Origin of the sequence: Chryseobacterium sp. X308 (genome assembly GCF_020733145.1) — a bacterium.
In the GTDB taxonomy this organism is placed as follows: Bacteria; Bacteroidota; Bacteroidia; order Flavobacteriales; family Weeksellaceae; genus Chryseobacterium; species Chryseobacterium cupriresistens.
In genome coordinates this window covers 30,949-50,555 of sequence record NZ_JAJFZH010000019.1, presented here as the reverse complement: position 1 = coordinate 50,555, position 19,607 = coordinate 30,949, and the positions used below count along the sequence as shown (strand labels likewise).

At 36.3% G+C, this 19,607-nt stretch carries 18 protein-coding genes; 14 read left to right on the top strand and 4 right to left on the bottom strand.

The window, feature by feature from the left end:
- Positions 1-63: 63 nt before the first annotated feature.
- The 3 genes from LIV57_RS17900 to LIV57_RS17890 form a co-directional block, all read right to left on the bottom strand.
- Positions 64-441: a four helix bundle protein gene (locus LIV57_RS17900; protein ID WP_227943697.1), complete on the bottom strand. Its 378-nt coding sequence runs from the start codon at positions 439-441 to the stop codon at positions 64-66.
- A 137-nt stretch (positions 442-578) separates the two neighbouring features.
- Complete coding sequence (gene recF, locus LIV57_RS17895) at positions 579-1,658, bottom strand: DNA replication/repair protein RecF (RefSeq protein WP_227943696.1); 1,080 nt, start codon at positions 1,656-1,658, stop codon at positions 579-581.
- A gap of 3 nt (positions 1,659-1,661) precedes the next feature.
- Entirely contained in the window at positions 1,662-2,417 is a 756-nt protein-coding gene (locus LIV57_RS17890) for a hypothetical protein (protein WP_227943695.1), read from the bottom strand.
- Between the two features lie 18 nt (positions 2,418-2,435).
- Between LIV57_RS17890 and LIV57_RS17885 the strand changes: the two genes are divergently transcribed.
- The 10 genes from LIV57_RS17885 to LIV57_RS17840 all read left to right on the top strand — a co-directional run bounded on the left by LIV57_RS17885 (position 2,436) and on the right by LIV57_RS17840 (position 15,805).
- Complete coding sequence (locus tag LIV57_RS17885) at positions 2,436-8,339, top strand: alpha-2-macroglobulin family protein (protein ID WP_227943694.1); 5,904 nt, start codon at positions 2,436-2,438, stop codon at positions 8,337-8,339.
- A 145-nt stretch (positions 8,340-8,484) separates the two neighbouring features.
- Positions 8,485-8,973: a serine protease inhibitor ecotin gene (eco, locus tag LIV57_RS17880; RefSeq protein ID WP_110010523.1), complete on the top strand. Its 489-nt coding sequence runs from the start codon at positions 8,485-8,487 to the stop codon at positions 8,971-8,973.
- 445 nt (positions 8,974-9,418) lie between these two features.
- Positions 9,419-10,837, top strand: coding sequence for a TolC family protein (locus LIV57_RS17875; RefSeq protein WP_227943693.1), 1,419 nt, complete (start codon positions 9,419-9,421; stop codon positions 10,835-10,837).
- Positions 10,838-10,848: 11 nt separating this feature from the next.
- Positions 10,849-11,805 (top strand): HlyD family secretion protein, encoded by a 957-nt coding sequence (locus LIV57_RS17870; protein WP_062671750.1) that lies wholly within the window; start codon positions 10,849-10,851, stop codon positions 11,803-11,805.
- A gap of 63 nt (positions 11,806-11,868) precedes the next feature.
- Positions 11,869-13,077, top strand: coding sequence for an ABC transporter permease (locus LIV57_RS17865; RefSeq protein ID WP_227943692.1), 1,209 nt, complete (start codon positions 11,869-11,871; stop codon positions 13,075-13,077).
- Positions 13,078-13,366: 289 nt separating this feature from the next.
- The gene (locus tag LIV57_RS17860) at positions 13,367-13,822 is read left to right on the top strand and encodes a DUF1569 domain-containing protein (RefSeq protein ID WP_110011016.1); all 456 of its coding nucleotides are present in this window, start codon (positions 13,367-13,369) and stop codon (positions 13,820-13,822) included.
- Between the two features lie 13 nt (positions 13,823-13,835).
- The gene (locus tag LIV57_RS17855) at positions 13,836-14,306 is read left to right on the top strand and encodes a hypothetical protein (RefSeq protein ID WP_227943691.1); all 471 of its coding nucleotides are present in this window, start codon (positions 13,836-13,838) and stop codon (positions 14,304-14,306) included.
- Between the two features lie 66 nt (positions 14,307-14,372).
- The gene (locus LIV57_RS17850; protein WP_227943690.1) at positions 14,373-14,744 is read left to right on the top strand and encodes a VOC family protein; all 372 of its coding nucleotides are present in this window, start codon (positions 14,373-14,375) and stop codon (positions 14,742-14,744) included.
- A gap of 17 nt (positions 14,745-14,761) precedes the next feature.
- Complete coding sequence (locus tag LIV57_RS17845) at positions 14,762-15,310, top strand: SRPBCC family protein (protein ID WP_227943689.1); 549 nt, start codon at positions 14,762-14,764, stop codon at positions 15,308-15,310.
- A gap of 45 nt (positions 15,311-15,355) precedes the next feature.
- Positions 15,356-15,805, top strand: a complete 450-nt coding sequence (locus LIV57_RS17840) for a VOC family protein (RefSeq protein ID WP_227943688.1) — start codon at positions 15,356-15,358, stop codon at positions 15,803-15,805.
- Between the two features lie 78 nt (positions 15,806-15,883).
- On the opposite strand, the gene LIV57_RS17835 is transcribed toward LIV57_RS17840, so the two are convergent.
- Positions 15,884-16,729 (bottom strand): T9SS type A sorting domain-containing protein, encoded by an 846-nt coding sequence (locus LIV57_RS17835; RefSeq protein WP_227943687.1) that lies wholly within the window; start codon positions 16,727-16,729, stop codon positions 15,884-15,886.
- A 316-nt stretch (positions 16,730-17,045) separates the two neighbouring features.
- Here LIV57_RS17835 and LIV57_RS17830 point away from each other — a divergent pair, with 316 nt between their 5' ends.
- From LIV57_RS17830 to LIV57_RS17815, 4 genes are read left to right on the top strand one after another with little or no spacing between them, the layout of a single operon-like run.
- Complete coding sequence (locus LIV57_RS17830) at positions 17,046-17,372, top strand: hypothetical protein (RefSeq protein WP_227943686.1); 327 nt, start codon at positions 17,046-17,048, stop codon at positions 17,370-17,372.
- Positions 17,373-17,390: 18 nt separating this feature from the next.
- Positions 17,391-18,023 (top strand): hypothetical protein, encoded by a 633-nt coding sequence (locus LIV57_RS17825; protein ID WP_227943685.1) that lies wholly within the window; start codon positions 17,391-17,393, stop codon positions 18,021-18,023.
- Positions 18,024-18,044: 21 nt separating this feature from the next.
- Complete coding sequence (locus LIV57_RS17820) at positions 18,045-18,821, top strand: sensor histidine kinase (RefSeq protein WP_227943684.1); 777 nt, start codon at positions 18,045-18,047, stop codon at positions 18,819-18,821.
- Between the two features lie 11 nt (positions 18,822-18,832).
- Positions 18,833-19,522, top strand: a complete 690-nt coding sequence (locus LIV57_RS17815) for a response regulator transcription factor (protein ID WP_062671771.1) — start codon at positions 18,833-18,835, stop codon at positions 19,520-19,522.
- Positions 19,523-19,607: the final 85 nt, after the last annotated feature.

Sequence of the window (19,607 nt, the reverse complement as noted above, 5' to 3'; positions counted from 1 at the left end):
GGGTTTCGGGTTTCGGGTTTCGGGATGGGGTGATTCGGGGTTTTGGGTTGCGGGGTTTATTTTTTACTGTAGATTATTTTTATTCCAATTTTCTATGACCCATTTTTTATAAATGTTGATTTTTCCGCCTAATGTGTTGTATTCATTTCTTAATGTCTCAAATTCTAAGGAAAAATTAGGATATAATATCATGATTTTTTCCAGATGGTTAATTGTTTCATCATTACTCGCATGGCTGTAAATCAGGAAGCGAATGTTGTCATTCCTATAAGTTGATCTACCATAGCCTTCAACAATATTAGTAATGACTGAATCTGGAGATCTTCTTAATTTGCTGCCTAATTCAAACAGTTTATATTTGGGCAGAAGCAGGGAGGCTTTATGGGTTTTTAAAAATAAGTCGAAAGCTATTTTATAAATATCCAGATTTCTATAACTCATATCATTTGTGTTTTAGGATATTAAGTTAAGACAAAAAACGGTTTGATGATAAAGAATATTAGTCTTTTACTTCATATCTACGTCCACACATATTTACCTGCATTTAATACCTCGTAACTCGCATCCCGAACCTCTTACTAAACCTCAAAAATGATACTTTCCTCATTAATTTTCTTTACCACACTTTCCGTACGCTCTCTGTGAGTATCTGTAATGAAAATCTGTCCGAAACTTTCCTTGTTGACAAGTTCAATCAATTGCGAAACTCTGGTGTCATCAAGCTTATCGAAAATATCATCAAGCAACAGGATAGGAGTCTTTTTGGTGAGCTCCTTTACAAGACTCATCTGGGCCAGCTTTAAAGAGATCAGGAACGATTTCTGCTGTCCCTGAGATCCGATTTTTTTAATTAAAACATCATCCATTTCAAAAAGAAGATCATCTTTATGAATTCCTTTTGACGTGTAAGTAAGCATTCGGTCTCTCTCAAGGCTTTCTTTTAAAAGATTTTCAAAAGAATCTTCCAGCAAATGAGATTCATAAATTACTGATACCGTTTCCTTTCCACCTGAAATAATCTGGTAGAAATTCTGAACAATTGGATTGAGCTGTTCTACAAATTCTTTTCTTTTCCTAAAAATTTTTGTACCGGACCTAATGATCGGATCATCATAGATTTCCAGAGAATCTTTGTCCCAGGTTCTGTTTTTGGCAAAATATTTCAGTAACGCATTTCGCTGCTGAATGGTCTTCTGATACTGAATAAGATCAAAAAGATATTCAGAATCCGTCTGAGAGATCATTGCATCCAGAAACTTTCGTCTGCTTTCCCCGGAATCGGAAATGAGATTAGAATCATAAGGCGAGATCATAACACTTGGAAGATAACCGATATGATCCGCAAGCCTGTCGTAGTTTTTATCATTTTTTTTGATGACCTTTTTAGCTTCCTTAGGCTGGGTGATTCTGATGATATCTTCGCTGTCGTCATTCTGAATTTCCGCATCAATGGTAAAAAAGTCTTCCTCTTGCTTAATATTGTTAAGATCCGTATTTCCTAAAAAGCTTTTTCCTACGGATAAATAATGCAAAGCATCCAGAATATTAGTTTTCCCCACGCCGTTATTGCCCACAAAACAGTTGATTTGCGGAGAGAATTCAAATTTTTTCTCAGAGTGGTTTTTGAAATTGTAGAGGGAAAGCTTCTTGATAATCATTCGTCAAAAATACTTCATTATTAGTAAAAATAAAAAGGGAAGTGCCGAACAAGTTTCCACCCCGAACGAATAATAAGCGTCATCTCTTTTATTTTCAGAGAAATAGATAAGAATATAAGTTATGATACTGGCCATAAAAAAAGCAAGCGCATATTCCAAATCAAGATAAAAAACAGAAATGATACTGCTGATGAAAACAAGTCCATAAGCAATGTACTTGGTATTTTGTACCCCAATCAGCATAGGAAAGGTTTTTACGGTATCGCTGTTCATATCGCGGATATCAAAAGGAAGAACAAGTGCGGTGATAAAGAAAAAGCTGATCAGGAAAATAGGAATACTAAATTCAGGAAGGGTAAGCCAGCAATTAACCAATGCCCATACTAATCCTACGTAAAAAACTTTCAGTAAAGGGATTTTCCGGATATAAACATCAAGAAAAAAACTATTGTAAAGCAATCCCAGTATGACAATGATAAACCACTTCAGCAGTCTTATTTCATTGTGGTTATGAATGATTAAAAAAGCACAGACAATTCCTGCTGCTGCATTGAGAATAAGTATTTTTAAAAAGTGCCTGGTATATTGGTATTTAGTATACAGATAACCACTGAAATAAGTAATAAAAATAAGTGCAAAGGTAGGGAAACGGAATGTGTTTTGCTCTTTCATGAAAAATACTGCAAAAAGAGTTCCCATAAGAGAGACATAAAGCTGGCTGTCTATAACGGTTTTTTTCAGTATTTTTAAGATGTTCATTTATCAAAATTAATATATATGAAAAGATTTTCCAAGATTTTTCTGCTTTTGCTTGTAATGCTGAGCTTTTCAACGGTATCCGCACAGAAATATTACGATACCCAATGGAAAAAAGTGGCTGAAAACAGTTCAAAAGGAGCTTATAAATCTAATCTTCCTATTATTTTAGACATACAAAAACAAGCCATGAAAGAAAATAATGCCTTTGAGCTGATCCGTTCTCTGAAAGCGGAATTCAGTATTGTAAACCAGACTGTTGACGATGACCAGAATGATGCTGCTTCTCAGTTTTTTAAAAAACTTAAAGAGGCAGAAGGAAAAATAAACGGAGAAGGTAAACTGGTGTACAAAGTTCTGCTGAATGGCTTTTTTATGGATTATTATCAACAGAATTCATGGAAAATAAACGGAAGAACCAACATCAACTCTCAGGATGTTTCGCAGATTGAGACATGGAGTAAGCTTGATTTTAAAAATTACCTGACTAAACATTTTCAGGAGCTTGATCAGGAAAAGCCTCAAATGAGAAAGATCTCGTTGGAAAAGTATAAAAATATCTTTTCAGAGACAGGAGACTTTGCCTATTTTCCGACATTGGCGGATTGGTATGCCGTTAAAAAAATAACGTTTCTATCTGAAAATAACATTTTTACCAAAAATGAGCTGGCCGCCAACCGTACAGCAATCAATGCAATGTATGATGAACTGATCGAACAGAATACGGGAAATCCAAAGTTGTATTTCATGAAAGAAAAGATAACGGAAAACTGTAATTTCAATCATTGCAAGGATAAACTTCAGCAGCTTCAGAATCTTTTGAAATCCAATGTAGAGGGAGATTATAAAGTGGTTATCATGGGAGACATCATGGATGAGCTTGTGGGTAAGAAGCCTAAAGAAGCTCTTGCATTAGCTGCACAGGCTAAAAATGAATATCCGAAATCTGTTTTCCTGGAGAATATTAAAAGTAAAGAAGCCCAGATTGTCAATCCTTATCTGACTTTAAAATATGAATCCCAGACCCAGAATAATCTGCCGGTTCATTTTGTTGCGCAGTATAAGAATGTATCAGAATTTACCCTGAATATTTATGAAGTAAAGGATGATTTTACATCACTCCTTCAATACGTTCAGAATTCTTATTCCAATACTTTCGGAGATCTGAAAAAGAATCTGGTAAGAAAAGAAACATTACAGCTTTCGGATCCTAAAGATTATCAGAATCATACCACTTCACTTGAAGTAAAACCTCTTCCTTCAGGAATATATGTAGCAGAATTTACGGTGGCGGGAGCAGATATGAAAGATACAGACTCCAGACAGAATTTATATTTTCTGGTTTCCGGAAACAGAATTATTTATCAGTCCAAAACAGACAGAAATCCTCTTTCCGACGAGCTGAAATTGGTTAATAGTGAGAATGGTAAGCCTTTAGCCAATGAAGGGCTTCGGTTTTATGAATTTGTTTCCAATAAGACTCTAACTAAAATTGAGGGAACAACCAATGCCAACGGAGTATTCAAGTTTCCTTCCACAGACAGCAAAGAATATTACAGAACATTCCTGATTCAACAACCTAAAACCAATGATTTCCAGATCATGCAGGTGTACGGAAACAGAGGATCGGTTGAAGATTACAATCCTAACAAACAAACCCGTTCAACTGCCCAGATCTTTATTGACAGAGGAATCTACCGTCCCGGACAGACTGTTTATTTTAAGGTGGTGAATATCAGAATGAATAAAGAGGTTGAAGCTGTTCTTTCAGGATTAAAGCAAAAAATCACTTTATTGAATACCAATAGTGAAGAGGTTTCTTCCCAGGAATTTACCACCAATGAATTCGGTTCTTATCACGGAAGCTTCATCCTTCCAAAAGGAAAACTGAATGGTAATTTTTATCTGAGAATAGAAGGGGAAAGCGCAGGATATAAAAATTTCAGGGTAGAAGAATACAAAAGACCAAAATTTGAAGTGACCTTTGATCCTGTAAAAGAAGAGTATAAGTATGGCCAAACTATTGATTTGAAAGGTAAAGCTGTGATGTTCTCGGGTGTTCCGCTGAGCAATACTACAGTGAATTATGAAATCAAAAAACAGAATATCCGATGGAGATATTTCAGCTGGTATCCGCAGAATGATGATAATGAAAACTCGATTCTGGGCGAAGCAAAAACCAATGAAAAAGGAGAGTTTACGATTCGTTTAGAACTTAAAAAAGATGAAAAGTTGGAAGGAATACAGATTGATAACTATGCAGTGAATGCATCTGTTACAGATATCAATGGAGAAACACAGACGGCTGATACCCAATTGAAAGTGGCTTCCGTTTCTCATTACATTCAGGCTGAAAATATCAGCAATACTTTTACAGGCGAAAATGTAAAAGTAAAAGTGGAAACCAAAAATTATAACGATCATAATCTAAAGAAACCTTATCAGGTTAAGTTATCGGAGCTGACTGCTCCGGACAGGATCTTCAGAGATAATTTCAAATCTGATGTTCAGAATCTTCCGAAATATTCAAAAGAAGAATTTATCAGCAAATTTCCACATGATCTTTTTGATAAAAACGATGAGATCAAAAACTGGAAAACTGAAAAAGTACTGATTGAAAGACAGCAGCAGCCATCCGCTGATAATTCTCAGGTAGCAGCAAGTCTTGATTTAGGAAAACTGGAAGCAGGGGATTATGAACTTGAACTTTTCAATATTGAAGGAAAAGATACGATCAAAACTTCACAGTATTTCAGTGTCTGGGATAAAACAGCTTTAAAACCCACTCAAAAAACTTTCCTTACAGTGATTGCTCCGAAAGAAGAATTGCCAAGAGGTGAAAAAGCTAAAGTATATGTGTTCTCGGCAATTCCTGATGCACTGGTGAATGTTTTTGTGCAGGATGGATCCGGGAAAACGGTTTCTGAAGTTCATCAGATGAAAAAGGGAATATTAGAATACACGGCTGAGATTCCTAAAGATAAAAGTGTTTCGGATCTTAACCTTCAGTTTCAGCTGGTAGCATTTAATGATGTGAATACACAATCTGTTTCCCTAAAAATAAAAGACACAGAAAAACCTTTGAAAATTGAAACAGTAACCTTCAGAGATAAGCTTGAACCTAACGTTAAAGAAAAATGGACGGTAAAAGTTACCGGAAATGACAAGGAAAAGATCAATGCTGAGGTATTAGCGAATATGTATGATATGTCTTTGGATCAGTTTGCTGCAAACAGTTACAGCTGGAGAAAATTATATACTCCATTTATAATAGTAACTTCTTATGGAATAAGAAATTATCTGCAACAGCAATACTATCAGAAAAGATTGAGGTATTTCGAAGACAGATATGTAACTGTTCCTCAGTTTAACTGGTTTGATGGCGATTTTGCTCACTATGGATTAAAAGGAAGAGTTTCAGGAATACAGGTTAGCAATACAGTAATGCCGGCTCCTGCTGCCGTTGCAAAAGAAGCTGCAATTGAACAAGTGGTTGTGACTGGATACGCAAAAAAATCTAATAAACAGTATGATACAGCCTCAGCTGCAAGAGTAAGAGCACAGGATGCTAATGGAGGTGTAGATTCGGATGGAGAAGATCTTGAAAAAACTCCTGTCCGTCAGAACCTGAACGAAACCGCATTCTTCTATCCGGATCTGAAAACCGATGCCGAAGGAAATGTCAACTTCGAGTTCACTTCTCCCGAAGCACTGACAAAATGGAAGCTGATGTTCCTTGCCCACACCAAAGATGCAAGAGCAGCTACCCTGGAAAAAGAAGTGGTAACGCAGAAAGAATTCTCAGTAACGCCAAATTATCCAAGATTTTTAAGAGAAGGTGATGAACTGAATCTACAGTCGAAACTTTCAAATCTTACCGATAAAAAACTGAATGGTTCTGCCGAATTACAGATTCTGGATGCCTTTACCAATGAAAATATTTCTTCAAAATTTGGAGTCACTTCCGGAGTACAAAACTTTAGTCTGAATGAAAACGGAAGCAGTGCATTAACATGGAAATTGAAAGTTCCGGACAATGTATCCTCAATTATCTTAAAAGTGGTTGCGAAAGCAGGAGCCTATTCTGACGGAGAACAACAGGCTGTAGCCGTATTACCTAACAGAATGCTTGTGACGGATGCTGTTCCGGTTTTTGTGAAAGAAGGAGAAACCAAAACATTTGTATTAGACAATCTTAAAAATAATACGTCCACAACAGCTTCCAATGTTTCCAATACGTTGGAACTTACAACGAATCCGATCTGGGAGATCATGTTTGCGCTTCCAAGTCTGAAAAATGATCAGAACAATTCTGCGGATGTTATCTTTAATAAATGGTTTGCAGATGTTTTGGCTTCGGAAATTTTCAAAGCCAATCCGAAAATGAAAACAGTTTTTGAAGAATATCAGAACAAAGGGCTATTACAATCAAATCTTGAAAAAAATCAGGAGCTGAAACAGTTGCTGCTTGAAGAAACTCCTTGGGTATTGGAAAGTAAAAATGAGGGTGAGCAGATGCAGAAATTAGCGTTGCTATTTGATGTCAATACGATGAAAAATTCTATCAATCAGGATTGGGATGATTTCAAAAAACTACAGAATCCTGATGGTGGCTTCTCGTGGTATCCCGGCTACCCAAGTTCTTACGGAACATCATTGTATATCCTTAAAAACTTAGGAAAAATCAATTCCTGGTTAAAAGATAACGTGAAAGACTATCAAAGTGCTGATCAGAAAGTTCTTGTAGCAAAATTGATTCAGTATGTAGACAATGAAGTTGCCAAATATTATGATGTGAAAAAAGACAATGTCTGGAACAACTGGGCGATCGATTATCTTGATACCAGAAACTATTGGGAGCAGCAATATCCTTTAAAAGGAAAAGGTGCTACCTTAAAAATATTGGTGAAACAAAAAGCAAAAACAGCGAAAATCACCGACTTTACATTCTTCGGGCTTCACCGTGCGGCATTATTAATGAACGATTATGGTCTGAAAGAGGTGTCAGATAAGTTAATGACTTACCTTAAAGAAACTTCCACAGATACCAAAACACAAGGAGTCTACTGGAAACAAAACCTGAATGATTGGGGATGGTTTGGTTCAAAAGTAGTTAACCATGCCGGAGCAGTGGAAGCTTTCAACAAATTGAAAGCTAATGATCAATCTTTTATTGAAGATATGAAGATATGGCTGGTAACCCAAAAAGAAGTCAACTCATGGGGAAGCTCAAGAGGAACAGCTGAGGTGATCTTTACCATTTTGAATTCAGGAAAATCATGGACTGGGGCTGAAAGTGATAAAGCAACGATTGTTTGGGGAGGAAAAGAACTGGCTCCTCAGACACAGGCAACTGGTTATGTAAAATCAACCGTGAAACCGGAAGCTATAGATAAAAATTTAGCGACCGTAACGGTTACAAAACCTGGTCCCGGAATTGTGCAGGGAGGATTGTTCTGGCAGTATTACGAAGATCTTGATAAAATTAAATCTTCTGAAAATTATATTTCTGTAACGAAAGAACTGTATAAAAAAGTGAAAACGGTAAACGGAGAAGAGCTTCAGAAAATTTCAACAGAAACCCCACTGAAAGTAGGAGATAAAGTAACCGTAAGGATGATTCTGAATACAGACAGAGCCATGGAATTTATTCATATTAAAGATATGCGTGCAGCAGGGTTCGAACCTGTAGATGTATTATCCGGATATCAGTGGAAAAATAATCTGGGCTACTATCAGTCAACCAAAGATGCTTCTACCAATTTCTATATTCAGTATATGCCGAAAGGAAAATATGTATTTGAATATGACGTCGTAGCCAATGCATCCGGTAAATTCTCCAACGGAATTACCACCATGCAGAATTATTACGCACCACAGATGAATGCCCATACAAAAGGAACTAATGTGGTGATTTCAGACTAAATTATAAAAAACTGCAGTAATTGTTACTGCAGTTTTTTGTTTATAATTTCAAGCAAAATAGAATAAAATCGAAAAATCAAACAATTGTTTAATTTGGAATGGTTTTTGGAATTAAGGTAATATCAATTAAAAAAATTATTAAAAGATGAAATTTTCTAAAACTTTAATTACAGGATTGGTATTGATGGCCGGAGTAAATGCTTTTGCACAAAAGAAAGCAGAAAAGTTTGAAAAACTACAGATTGAAATGTTCCCGAAAGCAAAAGAAGGTTATAAACAAGTATATATTCAGCTTCCCGTAGCAAAAAACGAAAACGATTTAAAAGTTGAGCTTTTTGTAGGTGCTGAAAAAATGTTAGACTGTAACAATTATTTCTTAATGGGAGAAATGAAAACCCAGGATCTTCAGGGATGGGGATACAACTATTATGAAGTAGAATCCAAAGGAGAAACAGCAGGAACTTTGATGGCTTGTCTGGATAAAAAACTGACTAAAAAGTTTGTTACCCTAAAGCCTGAAATTGTAAGATACAACAGTAAACTTCCATTGGTATTCTATGTACCGAAAGACATTGAAGTCCGTTACAGAATTTTACGTCCTGATGCTGCCATGAAAAAAGCAGTTCAAAAATAAATCAGCTTATTATAATTATATAAAAACTCCTCACAGCAATGTGGGGATTTTTCGTTTGTAATTAAATATTTTTCTCGCAGATATGCTGATTGAGCAGATTATTCATTCCAAGCCTATCCACTCTGTTTGTCATTCCGCAGGAATCCAGCTTCCAATATATTCACATTCGTCATAAAAAGATAGAGATTTTTTTCTATTGAATATCGTTTGATGCCTTTGTTCTCTGAGAAAAAATACAACAAAAGAAAGCAGGAAAAAGTAGAGTTAAATATTTTTTTCAAAGTTCTTTTAGTTTTAATTAACATTTAAACGCTTTGTTCAAAACTTTATTTTGCAAGGCTTTAAACTTAAACATAATTTAAACATACTTTAAATTCACTACGCTGTAGAATTATCTTTGAAGATTTTAATGATTTTTGCATTATATTTGTTGCAAACATAAATCATGAAAAACAATTTATTGATTTTTACGGTTAGTTTTTTTGTTTTCCCCGCTTTTGGCTGGGCACAGTCTGCGCCGGATTTTAAAGAACTTCTGGACAGTGCTATGGTTCGGGATTCGAACCTTAAAATGCAGATTACCCAAAACAAACTTACCGATCTTGACGAACACAAACTGAAAGATATTTTTCTTCCAACCCTGGAACTGAGTGGTAAAGCCGGCTATCTCAACGGAACAGCAAGACTTACATCACCCGAACTCAATCTCACTCCCTTTATCAATATTCCCGAAGGGACTTTCAACAATAATTTCAATGTATCCGGATTTTCAGGTATTGCCAAGGCAGATGCCAAAATGCTGCTGTATTCAGGAGGAAAGGTGAAGTACATGAAAAAAGCGGTGGAAGAAAAGAAAAAGTCTGAAGATATCCTTCTGGAAAAAACAAAAGATGAGGTGATTGCCACCATTTCCAAAGCCTATGATCAGTTAGCATTGATTCATCAGTCTAAAAAGGTTCTGGATGAAAGTAAAAAAAGATTGGATATCAACCGAAAAACAGCTGATAAAGCGCTTGGCTATGGTTTGATAACGCCTTATGACCATAAAAAAATTGAACTCGCCCAGGCTACTCTGGATGCAAAAATGGTAGAATATGAAGGGAAAAAAGAACTTCTTCTTACCCAGCTTTATATTTTGACAGGGATTCAAAAAGAAAGGCTCAGAATGATTGATCCTGTATTATCTCCTGTAGAATTGCTGGCTGCAGAAAAAGGAATTGAACAGAGAGCAGAAATCCGTGCACTGGAACATGGAATCAGTGCGGCAGACTATAAAATAAAAGCAGAAAGAACGTGGATGATTCCTAAAGTACAACTGATGGCTTCTGCCTATTATATCGGATTGTACGGGAACAGAATAAAATCTTCGGAAAATGTAATCCCTGCTGTGCCAATTCTTGGATATGAAGGGAAAAAGCTGGATTGGAGACCTAATAATATCAATGTATTTCCATTGATAACTGCAGGGGTTGGTTTTAAATGGGAAATCTTTGATGGTAAAGAAGGAAAACATGCTGAAGAAACTGCCAAAGTCGGAAAAGAAGTATTGCAAAATCAGAAAGAAGATGCTTTGAAAAAGCTGACATTAAATCTTGCCAATAATCAAACCAATTATGATATCGCTTCTGCGCAGATTACCCTGAAAGCCAAAGAAAAAGAGCTGGCTAAAAATGCACTCGTACAGGCAGAAAAAGAATTCAGATACGGAATGAGCAAATCTTCACAGCTTATTGATGCCGAAAATGATCTGGAAGTTGCAGAACTGGAATATCAGAATGCCATTTTCAACCAGAGAAGAGCGGGAATAGAACTGATGAGATCTACCCAGGAACTGGATATCACCAAATTTTATTTAATCCCTTAAAAATTTAAATGATGCATAAAAATATATCTATACTCTTCGCTGCTCTGTTTTTATTGGGGAGCTGTGACAAAAAAAACGAGAAAATCAAAGATCCGGAAGGAAAAACCAAAAAGGATGTGATCTCTTTTGCCCCTAAAGTTACCGGAAGGATTCTGAAAATATATGTTTCTGAAGGTCAGACTGTGAAAAAAGGAGATACCCTGGCTCAGCTTGATGTACCGGAAGTTTCTGCAAAAATTGCACAGGCGCAAGGAGCAGTAAGTGCGGCTACGGCTCAGGAGCAGATGGCAAAAAACGGAGCGACAGCCGATCAGATGAGACAGCTTCAGGCCAAATATAAGGGATTGAAGGAACAATATGAATTTGCTCAGAAATCCTACAGAAGAGCCAATAATATGTTCCGCGACAGTTTAATGTCTCCACAGGCCCATGATGAAATCTACGCAAAATTACAGGGCGCAAAGGCACAATATGATGCTGTAGTGGCAGAACTGGATGATGTGAAAAGAGGAACCCGTTTCGAAAAAGTAGAAATGGCGGCCGGACAGGCATCACAGGCTAAAGGCGCTTTACAGGAAGCAAATGTAGCCTATTCCGAAAGATATATCATTGCCACCAATGATATGGAAATTGAGACCATCAGCTTAAATACGGGTGAATTGGCAACTGCTGGTTTTGCTCTGTTCAACGGATATATTCCGGAGAGTACGTATTTCAGATTTACCATTCCTGAAAGTGCTATTTCAAAGTACAAAAAAGGGCAGGAGGTTACCATGCAGGTAGTCTATAACAAAGAAAACCTGACAGGAACTATCGTGTATATCAAACAGCTGACAAAGTATGCAGATATCACCACGGCTTACCCGGATTATCAGTTGCAGGATGCGATTTACGAGATCAAAGTAAAACCCAAAGACATGAATAAGGCTAAAAATATTTTAGTCAATGCCAATGTAATCCTGAAATAAATTGAAAAGAACTGATGAAGTTTCCTGAATTTCATTTCGTTCTCCACTTATAAAAATATACAGATGAAAGAATTTTTCCGTCTTTTGAAACGTGAGTTCAAACTTTTTATCGGCAATTCTACCTTAAGGACGGTGTTCTTTTTGGCACCGGTTTTCTATGCCACCTTGCTGGGGTTTGTCTACAAAAGCGGAAAAGTTGAAAATACTCCTGTTTTGGTTGTTGATAGAGACAATACACCGTTATCCAACCAACTGACGGAAATGTTGGATGATAACAAAAGCATCAAAATTATCAGATATCTGCAGGAACCTCTCAGTATTAAAGATGAGGTGATCCGGCATGAGGCTGCTGCGGTAGTAATTATTCCCTCAAGATTTGAAGGAGATATGCTGCAGAAAAAATATCCGGAACTGAATGTTTATATCAATACAGGGAACGTTTTAACAGCAAATTTCGCATCGAAAGCGCTTCAGCTGACCATAGGAACATTTTCTGCGGGAGCTTCCATCAAAGCTCTTCAGAAAGCAGGAATGCCCGCTGTAAAAGCTGCAACACAATACGAACCTTTCAAAGCCAATTATATAACCCTTTTCAATACAACCGGAAACTATCTGATCTTTATGTGGCCTGCAATGCTGGCAGTAGTGTTACAGCAGGTTATTTTATTAGCAATGGCAGTGAGTTTTGCTGCAGAATTCGAAAGAGGATCTTTTGTGAAAGAATATTTAAAAATGAAAAAATGGGCCTTCCCAACCATGTTGATTAAAGTCATTCCAATTTGGGTGTTTTCTGTTCTCATTGTAGGTATTTACTACTTTATGCATATGATTTTTCATGTTCCGATGCCGGAAGGAATTTTTAATTTTATTCTCCTCACAGCGGTATTTGTAGGATCGGTTTCATTTCTGGGAGTATTCATCAGTATTCTGATTCCGGATGCTTTGAAGGCGACACAAATCCTGATGGTCATTGCTTCGCCGGCTTTCATTATCAGTGGTTTTACATGGCCTTTGAATGCAATGCCTGCTTTTGTACAGTTTATCGCAAATATAATTCCGTTAACTCCCTTTTTACAGGCTTTCAAAATTTTACTGATTCAAAAAGGCTCAGTGGAACTTACATTCCCTTACCTGAAACACTTAAGCATCCTTTTAGTAATATATGCGATCATAGGCTGGATTGCTTTAAAGATCAAACTATGGTTTATTTTCAAAAAATCTGCACCACAGGAAATTACAATTGAGGACACTTCTCGGGAAGAGATAGAGTAGTTTTTGGCTAATTTGTTGCTGGTTTTTAAGTCAGAGGTTGATAGGATGCTGGTTTGCTGGTTACTTTTGATAGTATATGGGCTGAAAGATGATCAGTATCTATACCCGACAAATTAAAGAGCAGGGAAAAATACGTAAAAAATAATCGAAAAATAGCCGAAAAACTTTCGAACTCGAATCCCGTACCCCGTAACTAGTATCTCATAACAAGCACCCCTCAATTTTTTCATTCAACAATAAAATCAAACAAAAAAACTGATATATTTGTCCATAGTAAAATAGAAATTATATGGAAAATGTATTTGATGCAAAAGATGCTCAAAACTATATAGATAGGATCAACAAATTGGTAGAAGATACTCACGGTTTGTGGGGGAAAATGACAGTAGACCAGATGCTGGCACACTGCTGTATTACCTATGAAATGGTATATGAACCGGAAAAACACAAAAAACCGGGAGCGATTGCAAAATTTATATTAAAAACTTTTGTAAAACCTAAAGTAGTGGGAGAAAAAGCATATCCAAGAGATTCACCTACCGCTCCACAGTTTTTGATTACCACCAGAAAGAATTTTCATGAAGAAAAAACAAGACTGATTGGTTTTATCCAGAAGACTCAGCAGCTGGGAGCAGATGCGTTCGATGGTAAAGAATCTTTTTCTTTCGGAAAACTGAATTCCCAGGAATGGAACAACATGTTTGCCAAGCATCTGAACCATCACCTGGCACAATTTGGTGTTTAAAACCACACACTATATGAAAAAAAAATTATTACTTTTCATGTTGGCTGCCAATTTTGTATCGGGCCAGATGCCGGACATTTCCAATACATGGCTGAACAATAGTAAACCCTATATAGGAACTATCGGAAATAAAGGTCAGGAACTGAAACTGAAGATTAATATATCTGAGCAGAATAAAAAAAATGATCAGGAATATTTTGTTTCAGGTTATTCTCTTGTGGATACCAGTTATGCAAAATTTGAAGGGAAAATTACCATTTCAAAATATAAAGATTCCAAAAAACAGGGAACAGTATACGGAGAATATGAGCTGGCCGAAGAGAATAAAGGAAAACATTCCGGACTTTTCAAAGGGAAGTTTGTCTACAATTTCAAATGGAATAGAAAGACAGAGAAAATTGAAGAGCAGCACATTGAACTTACAGGTGACTGGAAAAGTTATGACAGAACCCTTGAGTTTAAGACTCATCTGAAAAATCAGTAACAGGACCTCATCATCTTACAAAATACCTCAGACCTCAGGTCTTACCCTTAAAAACTTATTAATATTATGAAACTAGGCGCATTTTCAATCAGCTTAAGCGTAAAAGATCTTCAGAAATCCAAAGACTTTTATGAGAAGCTTGGGTTTACAACTATGGCAGGAACAGAAGCACAAAACTATCTGATCATGAAAAACGGTTCTACGCTGATAGGACTTTTTCAGGCAATGTTTGATGGAAATATGCTTACTTTCAATCCGGGATGGGACGAAAATGCACAGAATCTTGAATCTTTTGATGATGTGCGTGAAATTCAGAAGAAATTAAAAGAAAGCGGAGTAGAAATCGGCAGAGAAGCCGATGAAACCACTTCGGGTCCGGAGCATATCTACCTGAAAGATCCCGATGGAAATATGATACTTATAGATCAACACAGATAATAATTAAAAACACATTGATGATGAGAATATTTAAACGTATTTTTTTACTATTAGCCACATTACTAATCATTTTGCTGGTTTGGGCTGCTTTTATTCCGGGTGACTGTCAATATGAAAAGTCGATTTCTATTAATGCACCGGTGGAAAAAGTGTGGCAGAACACCAATACCCTCAAAGCAATGGACCAATGGAACCCATGGAATGATCTTGATCCGGGCATGAAAAAAGAGTGGACGGGAACAACCGGCCATCACGGAGAAAAAGTTTGTTGGGACAGTAAAAATAAACAGGCAGGAAAAGGCTGTCAGGAATTAAAAAAAGTGGATGCTGCAGGTAAAAGAATAGATACGGAAATCAAATTTCTTACACCTTATGAAAGTGAAGCAAATTCTTATATAACAGTAATTCCGGAAGGAAGCGGAACTAAGGCAACATGGGGATTTACCTCAGAGATACCTTATCCGTTTACCCTGATGAAGCTGTTTATGAATATGGAGGATGCTGTTGGAAAAGATTATCAAAAAGGACTTTTAAGATTAAAAGCACTCTCTGAGAAACCTCAATAAAAACAAACTAAACTTAAAAAAACAAACTGAACTTAAAAAACAATTATGGCAACACTAAACATTTATTTAACATTTAATGGGAACTGCAGAGAAGCATTCGATTTCTATAAGTCAGTTTTCGGGGGAGAATATCTTTACATCGGAAATTTTGGAGAAATGCCGCCGGTGGAAGGTAAGGAAACCTCTGAAAAAGACAACAATAAAATCATGCACGTTTCCCTACCCATCTCAAAAGAAACCACATTAATGGGAAGTGATACCAGAGAAGCAGTGGTTCCTTATTTCAACGCCGGAAATAATTTCTCCATTTCCATCAATGCTGAATCTAAAGAAGAGGCTGAAAAGCTTTTCAACGGTCTTTCTGCTGGCGGCCAGGTAACGATGCCAATGGGAGATACTTTCTGGGGTGCTTATTTTGGAATGTTTACCGATAAGTTCGGGATTAACTGGATGGTTAATTATGATGACCCGGCCAAAATGCAGCAGCACTCATAAAATTTATCTTTGCAATCAAAATAATAAAAAAACCGACAGGCGCCTGTCGGTTTTTTTTACTGATAAGTTGCTGTGTTTTTATTTCTTTTTAATGATTTTGTAGCTACCTGATGCTGTTGTGATGAGATAAATTCCGTCAGGGAGTTCGCTAATATCGATCCTGTTTTCACCTTTTTCAGCTTCTGCTGATTTTAAAAGTTTCCCAGACTGGTCATATAAAGAAACTTTGTCGCTTTTCTTCAGACCATCAATATAGAATATTCCGGAAGTTGGATTAGGATAAATATTCTTTTTGTCTTTGATAGAGTTTTCTGAAGTTCCCAGTGTGGAAATTTTTGTCCATGTAAATGCGTCAAGACACATATAAACATATCCTCCGGTGGATTGCAGCTGGATTTCATCAATGGTAGTATTGCTGTTATTCTGACTATTCAGGGTGGAAAGATCAATCAGGGTAAATCCGTTGTTGATACCTGTCGTTCCCGTAGTTGCATTAAATGTAGTATTAAATCCGGATGTTTTTGTGGTGGTGAACTTTGTAGCTCCTCCTAATTTTCCCGTAATAATAAGTGTTCCTGATGAAGCAGACTGGTTTAAAGCAATATTGCTTAAGAATACCCAAAACTTGGATACAGTGAATGCAGAATTGCTTTTAACACTGAAAGAGGGAGAACTGATATTGGTTGTTCCTGTGTTGTCAATATAGACGTTGTCATTGGCTGTTCCGTCCCAGCCGGTGTTTGGATAATTGCCCTGAATTCTGAAAGTTCCGGCCTGTGATACGATATTGAAGGTATATCCGTTGCTGGTAAAGCTTGTGCTTCCGCCTGATGAAGTTTCAAAAGTTACAGTAGTTGTCTGTGCATTGATTGCTGCAATATTACTTAAGAAAGTAAAGATTACAAAAAAGATAATTGTTTTCATGATACAGATTTTTAATGTTAGCATAAGACCATAGGCTTCCGGGACCGTTTATATGTTCTCGGATTTTTCCCGTAAAAGGATACCACAAAGCAAGTGAGAAATGCAAAGTGACAACAGCGTATTAAATGCCGAATTGAAAAACAGGTAGAAATACGCAATTTCGTTGGTTTTTATTATTATAATTTTGAAAAAAGAATATTATGTTAATTAAAATGAATGTATTTCACAGTATGGTTAGTTTTTTTTCATAACTTGTAATGTGTAGCTGCAGTAACTTTATTCTAAACCTATTATATAATTTAAAACGAGAAAAACTATGGAATTACCTAAACATGCAGTCTTATTAGATGATGCTAAAAAATGGATCAGCAATTGGCAGAATACAGAAATTATCGATGGAACATCTATCCGGGCCCACCTTATCCCGGCAAAGGACGTTCATGATATTTTTATTAATGACAAAGGATTTGAGAGATACCGGGGATATAATGCCATTACCGATGAAGGTGAATTTAAATTTCTTCTGGTGGGCGTAGATGCAGATAACAATGATATTGTAGATTATGATAAAGGGTATTATGTATATGACATGACAACACCTTGCCCAAGCGTATGCTCCACCGCAAAATGGTGGAATCTGTAATCTTAAAACCCTGGATTATTGGATCACTGGATTGAAATATTGTCGTTAATTGGAAAAGGCATTCTGCTGATTAATCTGGCAGTATACTGTATAGGCTTTTCCGGAAGAGGAAAAGCCTATACATTCTTCATCGGCTATTTGGTCTGGATATTAGTATGTGAAATTGTTTTTTATGTATTGAACTCACAGAAGATCAATAATCTGTTTTTCTCACATTATTATCTGATAGGTCAGTTTTTGTTACTGGGGTTATTCTTCCATGAAATTGTAACGGAAAAATACCAGAAAAAAACAGCACGTACACTTTTAATTATCATTCCTGTAGTTCTTGTTATACAGTATATCATATACCCCGAAAAGTATTATGTTTTTAATCTTTTTGAAATTTTTGTCACATCTTATTCTATCATAATTCTGGCATTATTTCATTTATATAATATACTGGATACCCAAAAGAAATACAATTATATAAGCCTGGGACTTTTACTTTATCTGATAAGCAGTACCGTAATATTTTTGTCGGGAAACCTGTATACGGTGATGAACAGAAAACTGCATAAAGAGATATGGGTTTTCAATGTTGTTATGTTTATTGTGTATCAGATTTTTATTCTGACAGACTATCTGTCTTCCCGCAAAAAAAATGTGTAATCACTGTTATGATTTTACAAAATGAATGAGAATACAATTATTTCCACTATCGTTTATACCTTTCTGGCATTTACCTTACTGGCCGTTACCCTGATTATATTTTATTATTTTTCTAATAAGAAGATAACAAGAAACCTTATTCAGAAAAAGGAGCTGGAGGTCAGGTACGAGAAAGAGCTTACCCACGCCATTATCAGTGCCCAGGAAAAAGAAAGGCTGAGAATTGCACAGGATCTGCATGATGACATCAGTTCAAAACTCAGTGTGGTTTCTTTAAATATCCATCTCCTGGATTTTGATAATCTGGCCAGAGAAGAATACAACGATCTGAAAAATAAAATCATACATCTGGTTAATAAAACAGCAGAAAGTGCCAGACAAATCTCGCACGATCTCCTTCCTCCGATTTTAGAAAAATTTGGACTCCATGCTGCAATAGATGCATTGTGCTCAGAAATTAACCTGTCCAAAACCCTGCAGGTTACTTATTCCAACAGCTTATACTTTGCAAAAGCAGAAGAAGAAAAAAATTTGCATATCTTTAGAATACTTCAGGAGCTCATTAACAATTCCATAAAACACGGAGAAAGTACACATATTGATATAGAATTTTTGGGAAAAGACGGAAAAAATACCTGTATCTATAAAGATGACGGTAAAGGATTTGATCTGAATGAAAATACTTTGAAAGAAGGATTAGGCTTAAGAAATATCAGAAGCCGGGTAGAACTGATCAATGGAACACTGAAAATTGAAAGTGAAAACAATAAAGGAATCACTGTAGAATTTACATTTTAAATCATTATAAAATGGAAAAGGATATCATTCGTGTCATAATTGTAGACGATGAAGCGCTCTTTCGTCAGGGAATTTCATTGTTGATACAGAGAGAAAAAGATATTGAACTGGTAAGTGATTTCAGCAACGGCAAAGAGCTGCTGGATGAGCTTGTAACCCTGGAAAAACTGCCTGATATTATCCTGATGGACCTCAATATGCCGGAAATTAACGGAGTAGAAGCTACCAAACAGATCCACATCAAATATCCCCAGATTAAAATTATTGCCTTAACGAGCTATAACACGAAAGCATTTATTGTCAATATGATACAGTCAGGGGCCTGTTCCTTTCTTAAAAAAAACTCAAGTCCAGCTGAATTACTTACTGCAATCCGTGAAGTACACAGCAAAGGTTTCTTTTATAATAACGAGGTAATGGAAGCTTTACATCAAAACCTTACAGAACCTAAAAAGAAAGTTTCCAGTATTTTTGATGCCAATCATATTTCCAAAAGAGAAAAAGAAGTATTGGAACTCATCTGCAAACAATACAACACTTCTGAGATTGCTGATCAGCTTTTTATAAGTTCCAGAACCGTTGAAGGTCACCGCAACAGCCTTCTATTGAAAACCGGAGCCAAAAATACTGCCGGTTTAGTGGTATATGCCATAGAAAGTAAAATTGCAGATATGAATTATTTAAAAGACAGATTCGAATAACTATTCCTACAACTGTTTTTATTAAAAATTAAATGAAATTTATATTTTCTGATTAAATTAGCCTTTGTTTTGAAAAGCAGAGCCC